The 20,548-nt window shown below is 36.7% G+C and carries 16 protein-coding genes and 3 rRNA genes; all 19 read left to right on the forward strand.

The annotated features are described in order from the left end of the window. Positions 1–17: 17 nt before the first annotated feature. Entirely contained in the window at positions 18–1,691 is a 1,674-nt protein-coding gene (locus ACKVEV_RS20250; RefSeq protein WP_409368010.1) for a motility associated factor glycosyltransferase family protein, read from the forward strand. Between the two features lie 11 nt (positions 1,692–1,702). Then, a complete protein-coding gene (locus ACKVEV_RS20255; RefSeq protein WP_409368011.1) occupies positions 1,703–2,044 on the forward strand; it encodes a hypothetical protein in 342 nt (113 codons plus the stop codon). Positions 2,045–2,055: 11 nt separating this feature from the next. Next, complete coding sequence (gene pseB, locus ACKVEV_RS20260; RefSeq protein ID WP_409368012.1) at positions 2,056–3,027, forward strand: UDP-N-acetylglucosamine 4,6-dehydratase (inverting); 972 nt, start codon at positions 2,056–2,058, stop codon at positions 3,025–3,027. A gap of 38 nt (positions 3,028–3,065) precedes the next feature. Beyond that, positions 3,066–4,223: a UDP-4-amino-4,6-dideoxy-N-acetyl-beta-L-altrosamine transaminase gene (gene pseC / locus ACKVEV_RS20265; RefSeq protein ID WP_409368013.1), complete on the forward strand. Its 1,158-nt coding sequence runs from the start codon at positions 3,066–3,068 to the stop codon at positions 4,221–4,223. Further along, complete coding sequence (locus ACKVEV_RS20270) at positions 4,220–4,945, forward strand: cytidylyltransferase domain-containing protein (RefSeq protein WP_409368014.1); 726 nt, start codon at positions 4,220–4,222, stop codon at positions 4,943–4,945. Before pseC ends, ACKVEV_RS20270 begins: the two co-directional genes overlap by 4 nt. 8 nt (positions 4,946–4,953) lie before the next feature. After that, on the forward strand, positions 4,954–5,973 hold the full coding sequence (gene pseG / locus ACKVEV_RS20275) for a UDP-2,4-diacetamido-2,4,6-trideoxy-beta-L-altropyranose hydrolase (RefSeq protein WP_409368016.1): 1,020 nt from the start codon (positions 4,954–4,956) through the stop codon (positions 5,971–5,973). A 17-nt stretch (positions 5,974–5,990) separates the two neighbouring features. Next, positions 5,991–6,563 (forward strand): formyltransferase family protein, encoded by a 573-nt coding sequence (locus ACKVEV_RS20280; RefSeq protein WP_409368018.1) that lies wholly within the window; start codon positions 5,991–5,993, stop codon positions 6,561–6,563. A gap of 1 nt (position 6,564) precedes the next feature. Then, positions 6,565–7,602 carry a pseudaminic acid synthase gene (gene pseI / locus ACKVEV_RS20285; protein WP_409368019.1) on the forward strand — a complete coding sequence of 346 codons (1,038 nt, stop codon included), beginning with the start codon at positions 6,565–6,567 and terminating at the stop codon, positions 7,600–7,602. 48 nt (positions 7,603–7,650) lie between these two features. Next, the gene (gene fliB, locus ACKVEV_RS20290; protein ID WP_409368020.1) at positions 7,651–8,871 is read left to right on the forward strand and encodes a flagellin lysine-N-methylase; all 1,221 of its coding nucleotides are present in this window, start codon (positions 7,651–7,653) and stop codon (positions 8,869–8,871) included. Positions 8,872–9,097: 226 nt separating this feature from the next. Beyond that, the gene (flaG, locus tag ACKVEV_RS20295; protein ID WP_409368021.1) at positions 9,098–9,490 is read left to right on the forward strand and encodes a flagellar protein FlaG; all 393 of its coding nucleotides are present in this window, start codon (positions 9,098–9,100) and stop codon (positions 9,488–9,490) included. A gap of 21 nt (positions 9,491–9,511) precedes the next feature. Beyond that, entirely contained in the window at positions 9,512–12,010 is a 2,499-nt protein-coding gene (gene fliD / locus ACKVEV_RS20300) for a flagellar filament capping protein FliD (protein WP_409368022.1), read from the forward strand. Between the two features lie 32 nt (positions 12,011–12,042). Next, a complete protein-coding gene (locus tag ACKVEV_RS20305; protein WP_409368023.1) occupies positions 12,043–12,402 on the forward strand; it encodes a flagellar protein FliT in 360 nt (119 codons plus the stop codon). Positions 12,403–12,476: 74 nt separating this feature from the next. Beyond that, a complete protein-coding gene (fliS, locus tag ACKVEV_RS20310) occupies positions 12,477–12,887 on the forward strand; it encodes a flagellar export chaperone FliS (RefSeq protein WP_409368025.1) in 411 nt (136 codons plus the stop codon). Between the two features lie 219 nt (positions 12,888–13,106). Beyond that, entirely contained in the window at positions 13,107–13,490 is a 384-nt protein-coding gene (locus ACKVEV_RS20315; RefSeq protein WP_409368026.1) for a PilZ domain-containing protein, read from the forward strand. 89 nt (positions 13,491–13,579) lie between these two features. Beyond that, positions 13,580–14,131 (forward strand): ribosome hibernation-promoting factor, HPF/YfiA family, encoded by a 552-nt coding sequence (gene hpf, locus ACKVEV_RS20320; protein ID WP_409368027.1) that lies wholly within the window; start codon positions 13,580–13,582, stop codon positions 14,129–14,131. A 560-nt stretch (positions 14,132–14,691) separates the two neighbouring features. Beyond that, a 16S ribosomal RNA gene (locus ACKVEV_RS20325) occupies positions 14,692–16,244 on the forward strand. A 245-nt stretch (positions 16,245–16,489) separates the two neighbouring features. Continuing rightward, a 23S ribosomal RNA gene (locus tag ACKVEV_RS20330) occupies positions 16,490–19,417 on the forward strand. Positions 19,418–19,518: 101 nt separating this feature from the next. Then, positions 19,519–19,634: ribosomal RNA gene (gene rrf, locus ACKVEV_RS20335) — 5S ribosomal RNA — on the forward strand. The 16S, 23S and 5S rRNA genes sit together here, the layout of an rRNA operon. A gap of 392 nt (positions 19,635–20,026) precedes the next feature. Next, the gene (locus tag ACKVEV_RS20340; protein WP_409368028.1) at positions 20,027–20,389 is read left to right on the forward strand and encodes a hypothetical protein; all 363 of its coding nucleotides are present in this window, start codon (positions 20,027–20,029) and stop codon (positions 20,387–20,389) included. Positions 20,390–20,548: the final 159 nt, after the last annotated feature.

Below are 20,548 nucleotides of genomic sequence, written 5' to 3' on the forward strand. Positions count from 1 at the left end.
ATAAGAGGTGAGAGCTTATGGATATAATCAGTATAGAAGAATCTAAAGTAAAATTACCAACCATTAATTATAAGGGAGTATATTTGCATAGTAGGTATAATCCCGAGAAAGAAGCGGAGAGTTTTGTTGAGAAAAAATATAAACCTGCAGATGTCCAACTATTAATAGGTTATGGTTTAGGGTATATATATAGGGAATTAGTTAAAAAAAAATCACCCGAAGAAAAAATTATTATAATTGATCCATTGGTGAATGAAATTAATTTAATTGATGGTATCAAAGACTTAATTCTTTTAAAAGAAATAAATGAAACCGCACTTAAAAATTTTTTTAATGAACATATATCGGTAGTCGATTCGTTAAATATAATTATTTCAATCAATTATGACAAAGTATTAAAAGAAAATTTGAAGTTAATATTAATAATGCTGGAAGAAAAAGTTAAGTCTAACGAAATTGTTGAGAACACAATACAGTTTTTCTCAAGTCAATGGCATGAGAATTATATAAAAAATTTAAAATATGCAATTAGTGATAAACCAGTAGGTAAATTGTTTAACAAATTTAATTGTCCTATTGTAATTGCATCAGGTGGTCCATCACTAACCAAACAATTACCCTTATTAAAAAAATATAGAGATAAATTTATTTTAATAGCAGCAGGTACTACTATAAATTCATTATTAAAGAATACAATTAGGCCTGATTTTGTTATTTCGGTAGATGGTGGAGAAATAAATCGCAATCATTTTGAGAACTTACATATTGAAGATTTCCCAATAATATATTGTCCAACTGTCCATTATGGTATACGTCAAAAATTTAAAGATGGATATTATTTCTTACCTTTAATAGAATCTGATTTAAAATACCATTATTCAAGGTTTTCTAAGAATGATATTGATATTATTATGGATGGAAGTTCTGTTGCAAACTATGCATATAATTTAGCACTATTAATGACAACAGGACCTGTAGCAATGATAGGCCAAGATTTAGCATATACGAGTGGTTTAACACATGCTGATGGAAACTTGAACAAAAAGAATATTCTAGATGAAAGTGAATTTTCTAGAAAACTAATTGAGAGAGAAGGCTATTTTGGTGAACCGGTATTAACTGATAATGTTTTTTTACAAATGAGAGATATATTTGAAGTCGTATTACAATCTAATAATGCTATTAACAGATCTTATAATTGTACAGAAGGTGGTTTGAAAATAAATGCATTCACTCAAGTCTCATTTGCCAATTTTTTAAATAAATTTGCAAATGAAACTGTGCATATAACAAAAGAAAGTAATATAAGTACAGAAGCGCAAACTAAAGTTTTAAAGAAAGAACTAACTAAGGATGTTTTAAATATAAAAGAGTTAATTAAATTATTTGAGAAAGCTCTTAACTTTCTAGAAAAAAATAATTCTGAAATAGAATATGAAGATTACACTATAGTTAAATTAGACGAAATTGATACTCAAATTCAAACAATAATTAAAGATACTAGCCTTGAATTTGCATTTAATTTAATAAACTTAAGGTTATTTAAATATTTTAAAATAGATGACACTTTGAGAAGAGAACAGAAATTTAAAATTTCATTTGAACAAAATAAATATATGTATGGTGAAATGCTAAATGTCTCAAAGAATTCATTAATATTAATTGAAAAAGAAATAGATTATATAGCATAGGAGATATTGAAATGGAAGAAGTAATTAAAGAGTCAATGGAAAGTTATAATAGTTATATTGATAAGTTAGGGCCAGGCACTGATATTATTATTAATCAAATATATAATGAAGAATATCAAGTTGCTAAACAAAATCTAATAGATTTATTAGAAGGATTAATGTGGTTAGTAGAAGTGAATGATAAATTAAATCAATTAAATTATGTTAATTCTCTTGATACTTATAAAATGAATAGATTATCAGAAGAAATAATAGAAGCTATGGGGAAAAATGATTATAATTTATGTGCTGATATTTTGCAATATGAACTTAAAGATTTTACAAGTTCATTAATAAAGTATAGTAATAATTAGGGAGTAATTTTATGCATAATATACATGGGAAAACAATTTTAGTAACAGGTGGAACAGGCTCTTTTGGTAAAAAGTTTATCAGAAAAGCACTTACATTAGGTGTGAAAAAAATCATTGTCTTTAGTCGGGATGAGCTAAAGCAATATGAAATGAAGCAAGATTTCCAAGATGAACGCATTCGCTTCTTTATTGGTGATGTACGAGATAAAGAAAGGTTATATCGTGCCTTTGATGGTGTTGATATTGTGATCCACGCAGCTGCTATGAAACATGTAGATGCATGTGAATATAACCCATTTGAGGCGGTAAAAACAAATATTCATGGGGCTCAAAATATCATTGAAGCAGCTATTGACCGTGGAGTAGAAAAGGTTATTGCGCTTTCGACAGACAAGGCATGCAGCCCTGTAAATTTATATGGTGCAACAAAACTAGCATCTGATAAATTATTTGTGGCTGCCAATGCTTATGTAGGAGAAAAGAAAACACGTTTTGCAGTTGTACGCTATGGCAACGTAGTAGGTAGTCGTGGTAGCGTAGTACCTTTCTTTAAGAAGATTAAAGATACAGGTAAATTACCTATTACAGATGAGCGTATGACACGTTTTTGGATTACCCTTGATAAGGGAGTACAATTCGTATTAGATAATTTAGAGCGTATGTATGGTGGTGAAATTTTCGTTCCGAAAATTCCAAGTATGAAAGTTACAGATCTAGCAAAAGCAATTGGTCCTGATTGTGAAATAGAAGTAATCGGAATTCGTCCTGGTGAGAAACTTCATGAAGCGATGATTATGGAAGATGATGCCCGACATACAGTAGAGTTCAATGATTACTATGTAATTAAACCTGAATTAGCTTGGTTAACTCATGAACAATTAAATGGGGGTAAAGCTTTACCAGATGGCTTTGCATATACAAGTGATAATAATTCAGAATGGTTAACTATAGAACAATTAAAAGATTTAGTAGAAGAAATGTAGTCTCGGACTGCATTTTTTCTTTCGGGGAGTGGAAGAATATGCGAGATACATATTTACCGTATGGACAACAATGGTTAGATGACGAAGATATACAAGCTGTGGTGAATGTATTAAAAGGTAGTTTTTTGACAACCGGACCAACAATAGCGGTATTTGAACATCATGTTGCAGAATACGTGGGTTCAAAATATGCTGTTGCATTTGCAAATGGGACAGCAGCACTTCACGGAGCTTGCTTTGCTGCGGGTATTGGTAACGGAGATGAAGTAATTACTACCCCAATTACATTTGCTGCAAGTGCAAATTGTGTACGTTATGTAGGCGGTACAGTAGTGTTTGCGGATATTATAGAAAATACATATAACATCGATCCTTTAGAAATTGAAAAGAAAATTACACCTAATACAAAGGCGATTATCCCTGTTCATTTTACAGGTCAACCTGTGCAGTTGGCGGAAATCCATGCTATTGCGAAGAAACATAACTTAATCGTCATCGAAGATGCGGCTCACGCATTAGGAGCTGAATATAAAGGTGAAAGAATTGGTGCATTAAGTGATATGACAATGTTCAGTTTTCATCCTGTAAAGCATGTGACTACAGGTGAGGGTGGCATTATAACAACCAATAATGAACTATTCTATAAGAAGCTGTTACAATTCCGTTCTCATGGTATAACAAGAGAGGCAAGCAAGCTTTCCAAAAATGATGGTCCTTGGTATTATGATATGCAGTTTTTAGGGTTCAATTATCGAATGACAGATATTCAAGCTGCTCTTGGGATTAGTCAGCTTAGAAAGTTAGATCAATTTGTAGAACGTCGCCGTGAAATTGCTCATCTATATAATCAAGCGTTTAAGAATAATGAATGTTTATTTACACCAATCCAGAACGGAGATGGTAATTCGAGTTGGCATCTATATATTATTAAATTAAATCTTAAAAATATAAGTGTAACTCGAAAAGAAATTTTTGAAGCATTATTAGCTCAAAATATTGGTGTGAATGTACACTATATTCCCGTACACACTTTGTCATATTATCAGGAGTTAGGATATGTTAAAGGGTCTATGCCTAAAGCAGAAGAACTATATGAAGCAATTATTACCTTACCACTATTCCCGAAAATGACGAATGCGGATGTAAAGTATGTAATCGATTCAGTGATTATGGTATTAGAAAAGGTGAAAAAATGAGAATCGTAGCTATTATTCAAGCAAGGATGGGTTCAACGCGACTACCAGGTAAAATTCTAAAAAAAGTGAATGGCAGACCTTTATTATCGTATCAATTAGAACGTTTACAGCAAAGTAATTTCATCAGCGATATAGTAATAGCAACTACCACGGATGAAAAAGATGATGTAATTGTAGAGTTTTGCAAATTAAATAATATTTTGTGGTTTAGAGGATCAGAAGAAGATGTATTGGCTAGGTATTATGAGACAGCTAAAAGATTTAATGCAGATGCAATTGTCCGAATTACTTCTGATTGCCCAATAATCGATGTGCAAGTAGTTAATAAAACAATAACGTACTTTATTGATAATAATTTTGACTATGTATCAAATACGGTTGATAGAACTTATCCAAGAGGTTTAGATACAGAGGTATTTACGTTTGCAGCTTTAGAAAAGGCACATAAGGAAGCTGTTATGGAAAGGGATCGTGAGCATGTAACTGCTTATTTTTATACGAATCCAGACATTTTTAAAATAGCTGGTGTCCGAAATGAAATGGATTATAGTAAATATCGATGGACAGTGGATACAGAGGAAGATTTTCAGTTAATAGAAAATATAATTGAAAATCTTTATAGTGAAAATCCTCAATTTACTTTATACGATACGGTGAAACTAATGGAAGCAAATCCAGATTGGTTTTATATTAACGCTCATATTGAACAAAAGAAGTTATAGGTGATAGTATGGATACATTTATTAGAGTGGATGCCTCAGTTGAAATTGGCACTGGCCATGTGATGCGTTGTTTAACACTAGCGCACAGGCTTAAAAAAGAAGGGCACCGGATAGCTTTTATTTGTAGAGACGCAGAGGGGGATTGTATAGCATTAATAAAAGAACAAGGGTTTGTTGTATATATTTTACCTCTTTGTGATGGTGCTTTATGGAACTTTGTAGCAGAATACTGGGAGAAAGATGCATATGAGACAATTGAGATTTTAAAGCAATATAATGTAAAAAAGCTGATTATTGATCATTATTCAATTGATATTAAATGGGAACAATTAGTTCGACCATTTGTTAAAAATATAATGGTTTTAGATGACTTAGCAAATCGTAAACATGATTGTGATATATTACTGGATCAAAATTTTTATTTAGATTTGGAAACAAGGTATGAAGGGTTAGTACCTTCTTCCACTGAAATGTTACTCGGGCCAAGCCATGCTTTATTACGAGATGAATTTATAGATGCAAAAAAGCATGTCAAACCTTTTAATGGTAAAATTGAACGTCTATTTATATTTTTTGGTGGAAGTGATCCAACCAATGAAACAGAGAAAGTACTATTGGCAATCAAACCGCTTATAGACAAATATAAATTAGTTGTAGATGTAGTTGTAGGCAATTCTAATCCAAATAAATTAAAAATCAAACAATTATGTGATGAAATAGAAAATACTTATTATCATTGTCAAGTGAATAATATTGCAGAATTAATGGCACAAGCAGATTTAGCAATTGGTGGTGGTGGGGCTACGACTTGGGAAAGAATATTTTTACATCTACCTACAATTGTAATTGCAGTTGCCGACAATCAAGTTGAAATAGCAAAAGCAACTCATATTAAAGGAGCTTGTCTATTTTTAGGACTGAGCAAGAAAATCTTGATTAATGATATACAGAATAGTGTTGATAATACGCTTAAATCACACAAGGTAATTAATAATATGATTTCCAACATGAAGTGTTTTTCTATTTAAAGGAGGTCGAATGATTATTGAAAATATTATATTTAGGACCTTATCGTGAGGCTTTTTGTAAAAGAATACAGGAGAATAATGATGAAGTTTACAGAACAGATGAAAAAATATCATTAGAATATGTCAGATTAAATAAGTTCGATATAGTAATCAGTTACGGATACAGACATATTATTTCCAAAGATATTATTAATTATTTGCATAATAGAATAATAAATTTACACATATCGTATTTGCCCTGGAATAGAGGAGCGGATCCAAATTTTTGGAGTTTTATAGAAGATACAAAAAAAGGTGTAACAATTCATTTAATTGATGAGGGTATTGATACAGGAAATATAATTATTCAAAGAGAAGTTTCTTTCAAAGGAGAACTTACTTTACGTCAAAGTTATAATATTTTAACAGATGAAATTGAAAAGCTTTTTTTTGAATATTGGACAACTATAAAGTCTGGAGATTATAAAACAATTTCACAAAATATTAAAGAAGGAAGTATTCATTATAAAAAAGATAGAGAAAGATATAATGATTTATTAGTGAATGGTTGGGATACACCTGTATCTAAGTTACTAGAAATGAGGGATTAATATGGATAATTCAATATTAAGCAATTCAACAAAACCATTAATAATTGCTGAAATGTCAGGGAATCATAATCAATCACTAAATAGAGCATTAGAAATTGTAGAAGCAGCTGCAGCTTCTGGAGCACATGCTTTAAAAATACAAACATATACAGCAGATACATTAACTCTTAATGTAGACTCACCTGACTTTTTGATTAGCGATTCTGAGAGTTTATGGAAAGATAAGAAGCTATATGATTTATATACCGAGGCATATACACCTTGGGAGTGGCATAAACCAATTTTTGATCGTGCAAAGGAATTGGGAATGATTGCTTTTAGTACGCCATTTGATGAAACAGCTGTTGATTTTTTAGAGGAATTAGAAGTTCCACTCTATAAAATTGCTTCCTTTGAAAATACGGATTTACCGCTTATAAAAAAAGTTGCTGCAACTGGTAAGCCAATGATCGTATCCACGGGTATGGCAACGTTAGCGGAATTAGATGAATTAGTACGAACAGCAAAAGAAGCAGGCTGTAAAGACTTAGTATTATTAAAATGTACAAGTACATATCCTGCAACACCTGAAAATACAAATATTTTAACCATTCCACATATGAAACAGCTATTTGATGATGTACAAATCGGATTATCTGACCATACACTCGGGATAGGTGTGGCCGTAGCAAGTGTTGCACTAGGTGCAACAGTTATAGAAAAACATTTTACATTAGACAGAGCTGATGGTGGAGTTGATGCAGCATTTTCAATGGAACCAGCTGAAATGAAGGCGCTTGTAGAAGAGACAGAACGAGCTTGGTTAGCTATGGGAAAAGTTACATATGGTCCAACTGAAAAAGAAAAAGCTTCTCTAAAATTCCGTCGTTCAATTTATGTATCCAAAGATATAAAGGCTGGCGAGATATTTACACAAGAAAATGTTAAAATTGTGCGTCCTGGTTATGGATTACAGCCAAAATATTTTAACCATGTAATAAATAAGAAAGCTCGCAAAGACTATATTACAGGTACCCCTTTGAAATTTGAAGATTTATAGAAAAGGGACATCAAAAATGTACAAATTATTATATAAGGATGTGGAAAAATGAGACCCTTATTAGTACCTGAATATTTAAATGACTTTAAATGCATAGGCAGTGCTTGTGAAGATACTTGTTGTGCAGGTTGGAATATAATGGTTGATAAGAAGATGTATCAAACATATCGAAAAGTGCGTCATCCGGATATGTCGAAGAAATTACTTGAAAATGTGAAGAGAAATCGTAAAGGTCATGATGACTCTAATTATGCAAAATTTATTTTAGATGACAATAAAAAGTGTAATATGATGTTAGATGATGGATTATGTAGTATTCATAAGGAATTAGGTGAAGAATTTTTATGTAATACTTGTGCTGTTTATCCAAGAAATATCACACGTGTTGGTAGTGTTACAGAAAAGAGCTTAACATTATCTTGTCCAGAGGCTGCAAGAATAGTTTTATTACGTAAAGAGGGTTTAGGGTTTATCGAAACAGAAGAACCGAAAGATACACGTGGTCAAATAAATAAGGATTTAGTATTAGAAAAACATCCTTTTTTTTGGGACTTAAGGGTTTTTACAATTCAACTTCTCCAAAGCCGCCAACAACCAATTGAAATTCGTTTAATTATTCTAGGGCTATTTATACAAAAAATTGAAAAATTAAAGGCAGATGAGTTGGAACGTGAGTTACCGGGGATTATGCAAGAATATTTAAATCGTTTAAATAATGATGAATTTATTGAATCATTAAAGAATATTAAAGGAAACCTAAATTTTCAATTGAATTTAACACGTGCTTTTATTCGATATCGTATAACAAGTGGTATTAATTCGGAGAAATATATAAAAATTCTTCATCAATTAATAGAAGGTCTGCTTTTGGAAGATGATAAAGAAAACGAGGTTAAAGATATTGAAAAAACTATTATAAAATATAACGAAACATATAGTCATATATATGAACCATTTATTAAAGAGAATGAATATATGTTTGAAAATTATGTTGTAAATTATGTATTTAAAAATCTGTTTCCTTATGATTATAAAACTTTATTTGAAAGTTATATGATGCTAATTGCAAATTTTATGCTTATAAAGTTGCATTTGATTGGTATGGGTGCTCAACAACAACGATTAACCCAAGAAATGTTCATAGAATGTGTCCAACAGCTTGCAAAGGTTATCGAACATACCCCTTCTTATTTACAAGAGGTAAAAGAAGGTATGGTAGAGTTAGGTTATACAACGATGGGTCATATGTTTGTTATGATAAGTAAATAATAATCAAATTTATTTAAATCAATTAACAAAATAATTTTTTAAAAAGGAGCCTCTGATTCAGAAATAATAACTGGATTAGAGGTTTTTTTGAGTAAACCTCCACAAAAGTTATTTATTTAGTAAATGCAATTTGTATTTTAAAGTAGTTTGTCGTAAAAGGTGAAACATTCCTAAAAACTTCCGATACTAAATATAAGTATAAGAAATGTTTAGGAGGTTACATATTATGCGTATTGCAGCTCAAGGTCAAACTACAGAAGTAGGAACTGCAACGTCATCGACATTTTCTAAGAAAGCAAGTTTAGAGGAAACTACGGTGACTACTAGTAAGTCTCAGTTAGTAACTCAATCGCAACTAGAACAACAAATATCAACAGCTGAGGGGCAAGAAATATCTAAAGAGAAGCTGCAAAGCGTGGTAGACACAGTAAATGAGTTTTTACAAATTAATCATAATGCTTCTAAGTTTGTATTACATGACGGACTAGATCGATATTTCGTACAAGTTGTTGATACCCAAACTGAAGAAGTCGTAAAAGAAATCCCCCCTAAAAAACTTTTAGATGCATTTTACGAGATGCAAAAGCTATTAGGGATGATTGTAGACGAGAAAATATAAGTATATTTGGAGGAAACTATAATGGTAAATAGAGTCGGCGGATTAGCCTCAGGTATGGATATAGATGCTCTAGTAAAAAAATTAATGACTGCGGAAAAAGCACCTTTAAACAAGTTATATCAAAAGAAACAAACATATGAGTGGCAACGTGATGCCTATCGTAGCGTGAATACGAAATTAAAAACATTTGATACTTACATTGCTGATAATTTTATTTTAAAAAATATAACTTCAAAAACAGCCTCTAGTTCTAATTCAAATTTAGTATCTGCCATTGCAACAGGAAGTGCAGCTGGATCACTTTCAATTGAAGGGGTTTCTCAATTAGCTACAGCTGCTCGTAAAGTCGGAGATCAAGTAAATGCTGTTGGTACGACGAAAATGTCTGATTTAAAGGCAACGGGTACTATTGAATTTAAAGCAATTCAAAGTAATGGTCAATTAGCTAGTGAAGCAACAAAAATTGAAATAACTTCAGATATGACTGTAAATCAGTTTATTAGTAAAGTAAATTCTAGTAATGCAGGGATTAATGCTGTATTTGAAAATGGCCGTTTCTCATTTACTGCCAAAAACACGGGTGATGTTAAAGGCGATGAGGAAATCAAAATTACTGGTGAAAATGACATTTTTGCTAAGTTAGGATTTGGCGACCCTGATAAAGTCCAAACTACAGAAGGAAAAAATGCTATTTTCACTGTAAATGGTATTGCCACGGAACGAACATCAAATACATTTACGATTTCTGGTTATAATGTAACGTTAAAAGAGACATTTAATGGTCTTCAGACACTTTCAGATAAATATAAGGCTGCTGTAGAAGAGTTTAAAAATGCGGAAGCTTATTTAAAAGACAAACAAGCTAATCTTATTACAAAAAAAGATGCTTATGGTGCGAGTGATATTAATAGTTACACAGATGCACATGAACAAGCTTATGCTGCAGCGTTTAGCAAATCGCTATCTATTTCACAACAACTTCAATATAACAAATTAGGAAGTAATACATGGGGAAATTTATCGACTGAAGAAATAGATTTCATCAAAGATAGGACATCAGTACAAGATATCAAAGATCAACTAGATGGAAGCACTTTAAGTGATGAGAGCAAAGCAAAGTTAAAGAAATTAGATGATAAAACACTCGATGTTTTAGTTTCAAATAAAGATCAATTAACAGATTTTAAAGCTCAAGCTGATTATGCAAAGTATGGAGTAAAACTAAAAGATTTTAATCAAGATGCGATTAGTGCACTAAAAGATTTTGGCTCGACATACGATAGTAATAAGTCAATTGCAGAAATCCACCAACAAATTGATGAGAATAAAAATTTTACAACAGAAGTAAAAGATGCTTTAAAATCATTAAGTAAAGATGACTTAACGAAATTAATTGCAACGGATGAAGGAACATTAAAAACTTATCAAGAAAAAGCTCAAGATGACGATTTAAAACAAAAATATAGTCAACTTGGAGATGCTTTAATAAAAGGTTTGCATGATGGTACTAAAAATGTTGGTGATTTAACACCAGAACAAAAAAAAGCTTGGGATAAGCTATCACCTGAAATAGCTAAATTTTCTGCCCTAGCAGATCAAAATATTAAACGTTCAGAGTTTATAACGGCGGATGCAGAAGAAAAAGCAGCGCAAACTCGATTGAATGAAGCTACAAGTACGCTAAATGCGGCAACGGCAGATGCTACTGCGGCCGGTATTTTAAAAGATGACGGCAATGGTGGTAAAACGATAGATGAAACTAAAGTAAATGCAGCGCCGAAATCACAAGCGGTGACAATGACAGCGACAACAAATATTGATGATATGGTAAATAAAATTAAAGAATTTGTTACTACTTATAACGGTTTAATTAAAGATTTTACTGATCAAACAAAAGAAAGTAAATACCGTGATTATACACCGTTAACTAGCGAGCAAAAAGAAGAGATGTCCGAAAATGAAATTAAGCTCTGGGAAGAAAAAGCGAAGAGTGGTTTACTACGTGGAGATACTCTAATTCGAGAAGGGCTATCTAGTATGCGGTCATTAGTGTATCAATCTAATCCAGGTATTGATTCAAAATATAATTCATTATTTAGTATCGGTATTACAACAACTAAAAACTATAATGATGGCGGTACTTTAGAAATTGATGAAACAAAATTACGTAAGGTTTTAGAAGAAGATCCTGATGCGGTGGAAAAGCTCTTTAAAAATAGCGGAGGTAAAGAACAAGATACTGTCAATGGTCAAACTGTTGATACAAGAGGTTATCTTCAAAAATTACGTTCGTCAATGAAAACATTAGAGATTAATATTGAGAAAAAAGCTGGACGATCTTCAATGACGGATAATCAATATACATTAGGTAAAAACCTCATCGATACAGAAAGTCGCATTGACACATGGAAGAGCAAACTTGAAACTATTGAAGCGCGTTATTGGAAGCAATTTACGGCAATGGAACAAGCAATTAATAAAGCCAATTCACAATCGAGTATGTTCTCACAAGGCTCTTAATAGTTTTGAATGAAGCAAGGTAGGGGAAGTTTATGCAACTAACTAATCAACTATTGCAGGCATCTGCGAATCTCTATAAATTATTGGGCGATATCCCAAAAGGGGAAGATCGTGATGACTATGTGGTTACGATTAATAGTATGTTAGACAAGCGTGGAACGATTATTAATAGATTAAAACAAGAAGGTTTTCAGTACGATGAACAAAATCGTGTTCATCGTACCTTGCTTGAATTAGATAATGGCATTAAAGAGCGGTTGGCTGCTGTAATGAGCGCAGTAAAGCAAGATATGGCAAACCTTCAAAAAACGAAAAAAAGTGAAGTGCAATATTTTAATCCATATGGCAATGTCCGTGTTATGGACGGTATGTATTACGATAAGAAAAATTAATTTCTCTATTAGCTTTTCTTCATTTAATGGTTTAAAATAGTAAATAAGTAACATCTAAAAGGAGTTGTCCTTTATTGGCAGCAAATTTAACAGCGCAAAACGCTTACAAACAAAATAGTGTCACAACTGCTTCACCTGGCGAACTAACATTGATGCTTTATAATGGATGTTTAAAGTTCTTAAATAAAGCTAAACTTGCGATTCAAGATAATAATATTCAAGAAAAGAATACTAATTTGATCAAAGCACAAGCAATTATTAGTGAGCTTATGGCAACACTTAATATGGACATAGAAGTGTCAAAAAATATGTTAGCTCTTTATGAATATATGAATCGTCGTTTAGTTGAAGCGAATATTCAAAAAGATGTCAACATCATTGAAGAAGTTGAAGGCTTAGTGACGGAATTTCGGGATACTTGGAAAGAAGTTATTCGCATTAATCGACAACAACAATTCGGTAATGGAAATAACGGACAAGTGTAATACAAAATTAGAGACCATCGTTTGAAGATGGTCTCTTTTATTTATCATAAATATAAAGTTATTAAGATTATACGAAAATCGACAAACTAAACTGTACATATAGTCATAAATTAGGTCATGAAATGGACAAATATGTTACTAACTCCCTCTAGATGGAAATCGTGAATTCGTGTCATAATCAAGCTAACTATATGTTTGAAAAGTATTGGGGTGGGGAATATGATATTTAAGCGACAAGAAGGCTTTCGATTTAAATTTGAAGAGCCTGTACAAATGACTTTCGCGATATATGAAAATGGCAAAGTGAATCATGCACAAACTGCGATGGCTGATTTATTGGATATTAGTCCGCGGGGATTAAAAATGTTTACAGAGGTTGATTTAGGGTTCCATCCTGCTCCTCTTGATTTGCGTTTTGTGCTAGATACGAGAGAAATTCGCGTATATGGAGAGGTCATTTGGAGCCGTCCATTTGCTAATGGCAAACAATACGGTGTGTATTTCAATAATCAGGGCGCTATTGAAGATTTGATTGTCGACGAGCTGAAATTGCGTCGTAAAAAAGAAACCGCTGAAGCAAAGCAAAAAAAAATTAATTCATAAAAATTTTATTGAAAAAAGAATTATTTTAGAGGAATTTCACACACTTGTGTAGAAATAGAATGTATAGCAGTCATAAAGGAGGAGTTTACATGTTAAACTTTAACATTCGTGGTGAAAATATTGAGGTAACTCCAGCTATTCGAGAGTATGTTGAAAATAAAATCGAAAAAGTTGAACGTTATTTTAACGAAGATGTTAACGCCAATGCTAACGTAAATTTAAAGGTTTATAATGACAAGCAAACAAAAGTGGAAGTTACGATTCCTATGAAGAACTTAACACTTCGTGCAGAAGAACGTCATAACGATATGTATGCTGCCATCGATTTAATCGTTGATAAATTAGAGCGACAAATTCGGAAGCATAAAACAAAAGTAAACCGTAAATTCCGTGAGCGTGAAGGTGCAGGACTTTATTTTGCTATAACGCAAGCTGCAGCTGATACTGCAACAGAGGAAGACGAATACTCTATTGTACGAACTAAACAATTTGATTTAAAACCGATGGATCATGAAGAAGCGGTTTTACAGATGAATATGCTAGGCCATGATTTCTACATCTTCACTGATGCTGAATCAAACGGCACAAACATCGTTTACAAACGTAAAGATGGCAAATACGGCTTAATTGAAACAACTTAATGAATTGTCAAAGAACCCTCTATTTTGAGGGTTCTTTTTTTTACTAGAGCTTGGTTTGTTCTTATTAGGTATAAACTTCAATTCTCAACCGTTGCCGAGAGCGTGAAGTTGTGTTGCATTTCTATAGAAGCAAAATGCTGTTTAGGTACACTTTAAAGGCTGTGTGATTTGCTGGCATATGCACTAGGAAAGTTTTTTATATTTTTTATTGACTAAACTATAACCAGCATGATATTATTTAATCCTGTCGTAAAACAACGATTATATTAATAAATAATAATTTAATAAAGTGTTGACAGACAAAAGATTATTATGATATATTTTAATTCCTGTCACTTCGGCAGTGAAAAATAACTTTAAAAAAGTTATTGACAAACATAATGGTATTTTGATATAATATTATTACTGTCGCTGAAACACAGCGCGGTATGAACCTTGAAAACTGAACAAGCAAAACGTAATCAATATAGTTTCTAAGCTAACTTACGTTAGCGGTTGAAACAAAATTTTTGGACATCAAAATTGATGCCAGCAAAACAATTTGAGCTAATCAAATTTCTTTTATGGAGAGTTTGATCCTGGCTCAGGACGAACGCTGGCGGCGTGCCTAATACATGCAAGTCGAGCGAACAGAGAAGGAGCTTGCTCCTTTGACGTTAGCGGCGGACGGGTGAGTAACACGTGGGCAACCTACCCTATAGTTTGGGATAACTCCGGGAAACCGGGGCTAATACCAAATAATCTGTTTTACTTCATGGTGAAACACTGAAAGACGGCATCTCGCTGTCGCTATAGGATGGGCCCGCGGCGCATTAGCTAGTTGGTGAGGTAACGGCTCACCAAGGCGACGATGCGTAGCCGACCTGAGAGGGTGATCGGCCACACTGGGACTGAGACACGGCCCAGACTCCTACGGGAGGCAGCAGTAGGGAATCTTCCACAATGGGCGAAAGCCTGATGGAGCAACGCCGCGTGAGTGAAGAAGGATTTCGGTTCGTAAAACTCTGTTGTAAGGGAAGAACAAGTACAGTAGTAACTGGCTGTACCTTGACGGTACCTTATTAGAAAGCCACGGCTAACTACGTGCCAGCAGCCGCGGTAATACGTAGGTGGCAAGCGTTGTCCGGAATTATTGGGCGTAAAGCGCGCGCAGGTGGTTTCTTAAGTCTGATGTGAAAGCCCACGGCTCAACCGTGGAGGGTCATTGGAAACTGGGAGACTTGAGTGCAGAAGAGGATAGTGGAATTCCAAGTGTAGCGGTGAAATGCGTAGAGATTTGGAGGAACACCAGTGGCGAAGGCGACTATCTGGTCTGTAACTGACACTGAGGCGCGAAAGCGTGGGGAGCAAACAGGATTAGATACCCTGGTAGTCCACGCCGTAAACGATGAGTGCTAAGTGTTAGGGGGTTTCCGCCCCTTAGTGCTGCAGCTAACGCATTAAGCACTCCGCCTGGGGAGTACGGTCGCAAGACTGAAACTCAAAGGAATTGACGGGGGCCCGCACAAGCGGTGGAGCATGTGGTTTAATTCGAAGCAACGCGAAGAACCTTACCAGGTCTTGACATCCCGTTGACCACTGTAGAGATATGGTTTTCCCTTCGGGGACAACGGTGACAGGTGGTGCATGGTTGTCGTCAGCTCGTGTCGTGAGATGTTGGGTTAAGTCCCGCAACGAGCGCAACCCTTGATCTTAGTTGCCATCATTTAGTTGGGCACTCTAAGGTGACTGCCGGTGACAAACCGGAGGAAGGTGGGGATGACGTCAAATCATCATGCCCCTTATGACCTGGGCTACACACGTGCTACAATGGACGATACAAACGGTTGCCAACTCGCGAGAGGGAGCTAATCCGATAAAGTCGTTCTCAGTTCGGATTGTAGGCTGCAACTCGCCTACATGAAGCCGGAATCGCTAGTAATCGCGGATCAGCATGCCGCGGTGAATACGTTCCCGGGCCTTGTACACACCGCCCGTCACACCACGAGAGTTTGTAACACCCGAAGTCGGTGAGGTAACCTTTTGGAGCCAGCCGCCGAAGGTGGGATAGATGATTGGGGTGAAGTCGTAACAAGGTAGCCGTATCGGAAGGTGCGGCTGGATCACCTCCTTTCTAAGGATATTTTCGGAATACAAACCTTGGGTTTGTAAGATTACGTTTTGCGTTCAGTTTTGAAGGTTCATCATTAAGATGAAACACTTCAAAACTGTGCTCCTGTCGCTACGCTTTCGTCGCAAATCTGCGAAGAAGTAGAAACAGGTAGTGAATTTGTTCTTTGAAAACTGGATAAAACGACATTGAAATTGTAACAAACACATTTATTTTTTTAAAATTAAGTTTTTTAGGCTTAATAACTTGGTTAAGTTATTAAGGGCGCACGGCGAATGCCTTGGCACTAGGAGCCGAAGAAGGACGGCACTAACACCGATATGCTTCGGGGAGCTGTAAGTGAGCTTTGATCCGGAGATTTCCGAATGGGGGAACCCACTACGTTTAATCGCGTAGTATCTTGACGTGAATACATAGCGTCTTGAAGGCAGACCCAGGGAACTGAAACATCTAAGTACCTGGAGGAAGAGAAAGAAAAATCGATTCCCTGAGTAGCGGCGAGCGAAACGGGAAGAGCCCAAACCAAGAGGCTTGCCTCTTGGGGTTGTAGGACACTCTATACGGAGTTACAAAGGAATGAGTTAGATGAAGCGACTTGGAAAGGTCCGCCAGAGCAGGTAAAAGCCCTGTAGTCGAAAGTTTATTCCCTCCAGAGTGGATCCTGAGTACGGCGGAACACGTGAAATTCCGTCGGAATCCGGGAGGACCATCTCCCAAGGCTAAATACTACCTAGTGACCGATAGTGAACCAGTACCGTGAGGGAAAGGTGAAAAGCACCCCGGAAGGGGAGTGAAAGAGATCCTGAAACCGTGTGCCTACAAGTAGTTAGAGCCCGTTAATGGGTGATAGCGTGCCTTTTGTAGAATGAACCGGCGAGTTACGATTACGTGCGAGGTTAAGCTTTAGAAGGCGGAGCCGCAGCGAAAGCGAGTCTGAATAGGGCGAATTAGTACGTGGTCGTAGACCCGAAACCAGGTGATCTACCCATGTCCAGGGTGAAGGTGAGGTAACACTTACTGGAGGCCCGAACCCACGCACGTTGAAAAGTGCGGGGATGAGGTGTGGGTAGCGGAGAAATTCCAATCGAACTTGGAGATAGCTGGTTCTCTCCGAAATAGCTTTAGGGCTAGCCTCGTGATGAGAATACTGGAGGTAGAGCACTGTTTGGACTAGGGGGCCATCCCGGTTTACCGAATTCAGACAAACTCCGAATGCCAGATATTTATACACGGGAGTCAGACTGCGAGTGATAAGATCCGTAGTCAAAAGGGAAACAGCCCAGACCACCAGCTAAGGTCCCAAAGTAATCGTTAAGTGGAAAAGGATGTGGCGTTGCACAGACAACCAGGATGTTGGCTTAGAAGCAGCCATCATTTAAAGAGTGCGTAATAGCTCACTGGTCGAGTGACGCTGCGCCGAAAATGTATCGGGGCTAAACGATTCACCGAAGCTGTGGATTGACATCTACGATGTCAGTGGTAGGAGAGCGTTCTAAGTGCGTTGAAGTCAGACCGGAAGGACTGGTGGAGCGCTTAGAAGTGAGAATGCCGGTATGAGTAGCGAAAGACGGGTGAGAATCCCGTCCACCGTATGACTAAGGTTTCCTGAGGAAGGCTCGTCCGCTCAGGGTTAGTCGGGACCTAAGCCGAGGCCGATAGGCGTAGGCGATGGACAACAGGTTGATATTCCTGTACCACCTCCTCACCGTTTGAGAAATGGGGGGACGCAGTAGGATAGGGTAAGCGCGCCGTTGGTTGTGCGCGTCCAAGCAGTAAGGCGTGTGTGTAGGCAAATCCGCACACTGTAACGTTGAGCTGTGATGGCGAGTCCGTATGGACGAAGTTCCTGATTTCACACTGCCAAGAAAAGCCTCTATCGAGGTGAGAGGTGCCCGTACCGCAAACCGACACAGGTAGTCGAGGAGAGAATCCTAAGGTGTGCGAGAGAACTCTCGTTAAGGAACTCGGCAAAATGACCCCGTAACTTCGGGAGAAGGGGTGCTCTTGAGCGTGCAAGCGCATGAGAGCCGCAGTGAATAGGCCCAGGCGACTGTTTAGCAAAAACACAGGTCTCTGCAAAACCGTAAGGTGACGTATAGGGGCTGACGCCTGCCCGGTGCTGGAAGGTTAAGAGGAGTGGTTAGCGCAAGCGAAGCTGCGAATTGAAGCCCCAGTAAACGGCGGCCGTAACTATAACGGTCCTAAGGTAGCGAAATTCCTTGTCGGGTAAGTTCCGACCCGCACGAAAGGCGTAACGATCTGGGCACTGTCTCAACGAGAGACTCGGTGAAATTATAGTACCTGTGAAGATGCAGGTTACCCGCGACAGGACGGAAAGACCCCGTGGAGCTTTACTGTAGCCTGATATTGAATTTTGGTACAACTTGTACAGGATAGGTAGGAGCCAGAGATCTCGGAGCGCCAGCTTCGAAGGAGGCGTCGGTGGGATACTACCCTGGTTGTATTGAAATTCTAACCCATGCCCCTTAGCGGGGCAGGAGACAGTGTCAGGCGGACAGTTTGACTGGGGCGGTCGCCTCCTAAAAGGTAACGGAGGCGCCCAAAGGTTCCCTCAGAATGGTTGGAAATCATTCGTAGAGTGTAAAGGCACAAGGGAGCTTGACTGCGAGACCTACAAGTCGAGCAGGGTCGAAAGACGGGCTTAGTGATCCGGTGGTTCCGCATGGAAGGGCCATCGCTCAACGGATAAAAGCTACCCCGGGGATAACAGGCTTATCTCCCCCAAGAGTCCACATCGACGGGGAGGTTTGGCACCTCGATGTCGGCTCATCGCATCCTGGGGCTGTAGTCGGTCCCAAGGGTTGGGCTGTTCGCCCATTAAAGCGGTACGCGAGCTGGGTTCAGAACGTCGTGAGACAGTTCGGTCCCTATCCGTCGTGGGCGTAGGAAATTTGAGAGGAGCTGTCCTTAGTACGAGAGGACCGGGATGGACACACCGCTGGTGTACCAGTTGTCTTGCCAAAGGCATCGCTGGGTAGCTATGTGTGGACGGGATAAGTGCTGAAAGCATCTAAGCATGAAGCCCCCCTCAAGATGAGATTTCCCATTACGCAAGTAAGTAAGATCCCTCAAAGACGATGAGGTAGATAGGTTCGAGGTGGAAGTGTGGTGACACATGGAGCTGACGAATACTAATCGATCGAGGACTTAACCAAAAATGTTTGAAACATTCAATGAACCGTCTATCCAGTTTTGAAAGAACAACTCTTTCATAAAAGGATTTCAAGATACAATGTATTTTGAAAGCCGTAAATAGTCTAGTGATGATGGCAAAGAGGTCACACCCGTTCCCATACCGAACACGGAAGTTAAGCTCTTTAGCGCCGATGGTAGTTGGGGGCTTCCCCCTGTGAGAGTAGGACGTCGCTAGGCAAAATTCGAAAGTCGAGGATTTAATCCTCGGCTTTTTTGCATGTTTTAAAACGTAACTGCTGTGCAGTATAATCAAAATAGCTAGAATACACGCGGCGTACAACGCAACTTACGGATGTTCTTGTGGAAAGGTCTGCCGAAGAGGACATTAATCGATTATATGCATCCATGTTTATGATAGTCAGAGTCCTTTACATTACTAATTGTCTGGTTTTAAATAGTATATAAAGGAAGTCTATTATTCTCCCTAGCTATATGACCTTGAAATTGGCTCAATCATTACATATAAATTATTTCGCTATAGAAGCTTATTCAAAACTTGGTAATCTTCCGTATGGATATACCTGATACAATTCATATCTTACAATGACGTTTCAAAAGGAGAGAATATTATGAAATTAAGTAGAATATTGCTACTCATTTTTGTGCTTATCACTGGAATGGTTTTCATTGCTCTTTTTGTTTTTTGGAATAATGCAAAAGAAAAAAGTGAGGTTTTTTACCACTCCTCTACAATGAACATTGAAGTCATTGATAAATATAAAAATGACAGAGATACTGCAACGTATTTTCTTAAAAGCAAAAATTCCAATGAGCCCTTTCAAACTTTTGTCATTGAAGTGCAAGATGAAAACGTATGGAACTTAGTCGAAGTGAATGGGCAATATTTTGTAAATGTTTATTGGGAAACAGAGTCTAATGATATAAACATACAAGATAAAGCGACATTATTACTCCAAATTGATAAGCTTTAACATCAAAAAGGGCGTCACAACTTACTATGTATTCTTGCTGTCCAGGTGTTCCTAAACTGCCCATAAGCTAAGCCTCTCGCCTTTCCGAGAGGCTTTTTCTTTGCATAAAAGGAAGAATTAGGTCGCAAAATGAACTTATTTTGTGATGTTTCGTTCCAT

The organism is Lysinibacillus sp. 38-6, assembly GCF_046245175.1.
GTDB lineage: Bacteria > Bacillota > Bacilli > Bacillales_A > Planococcaceae > Lysinibacillus.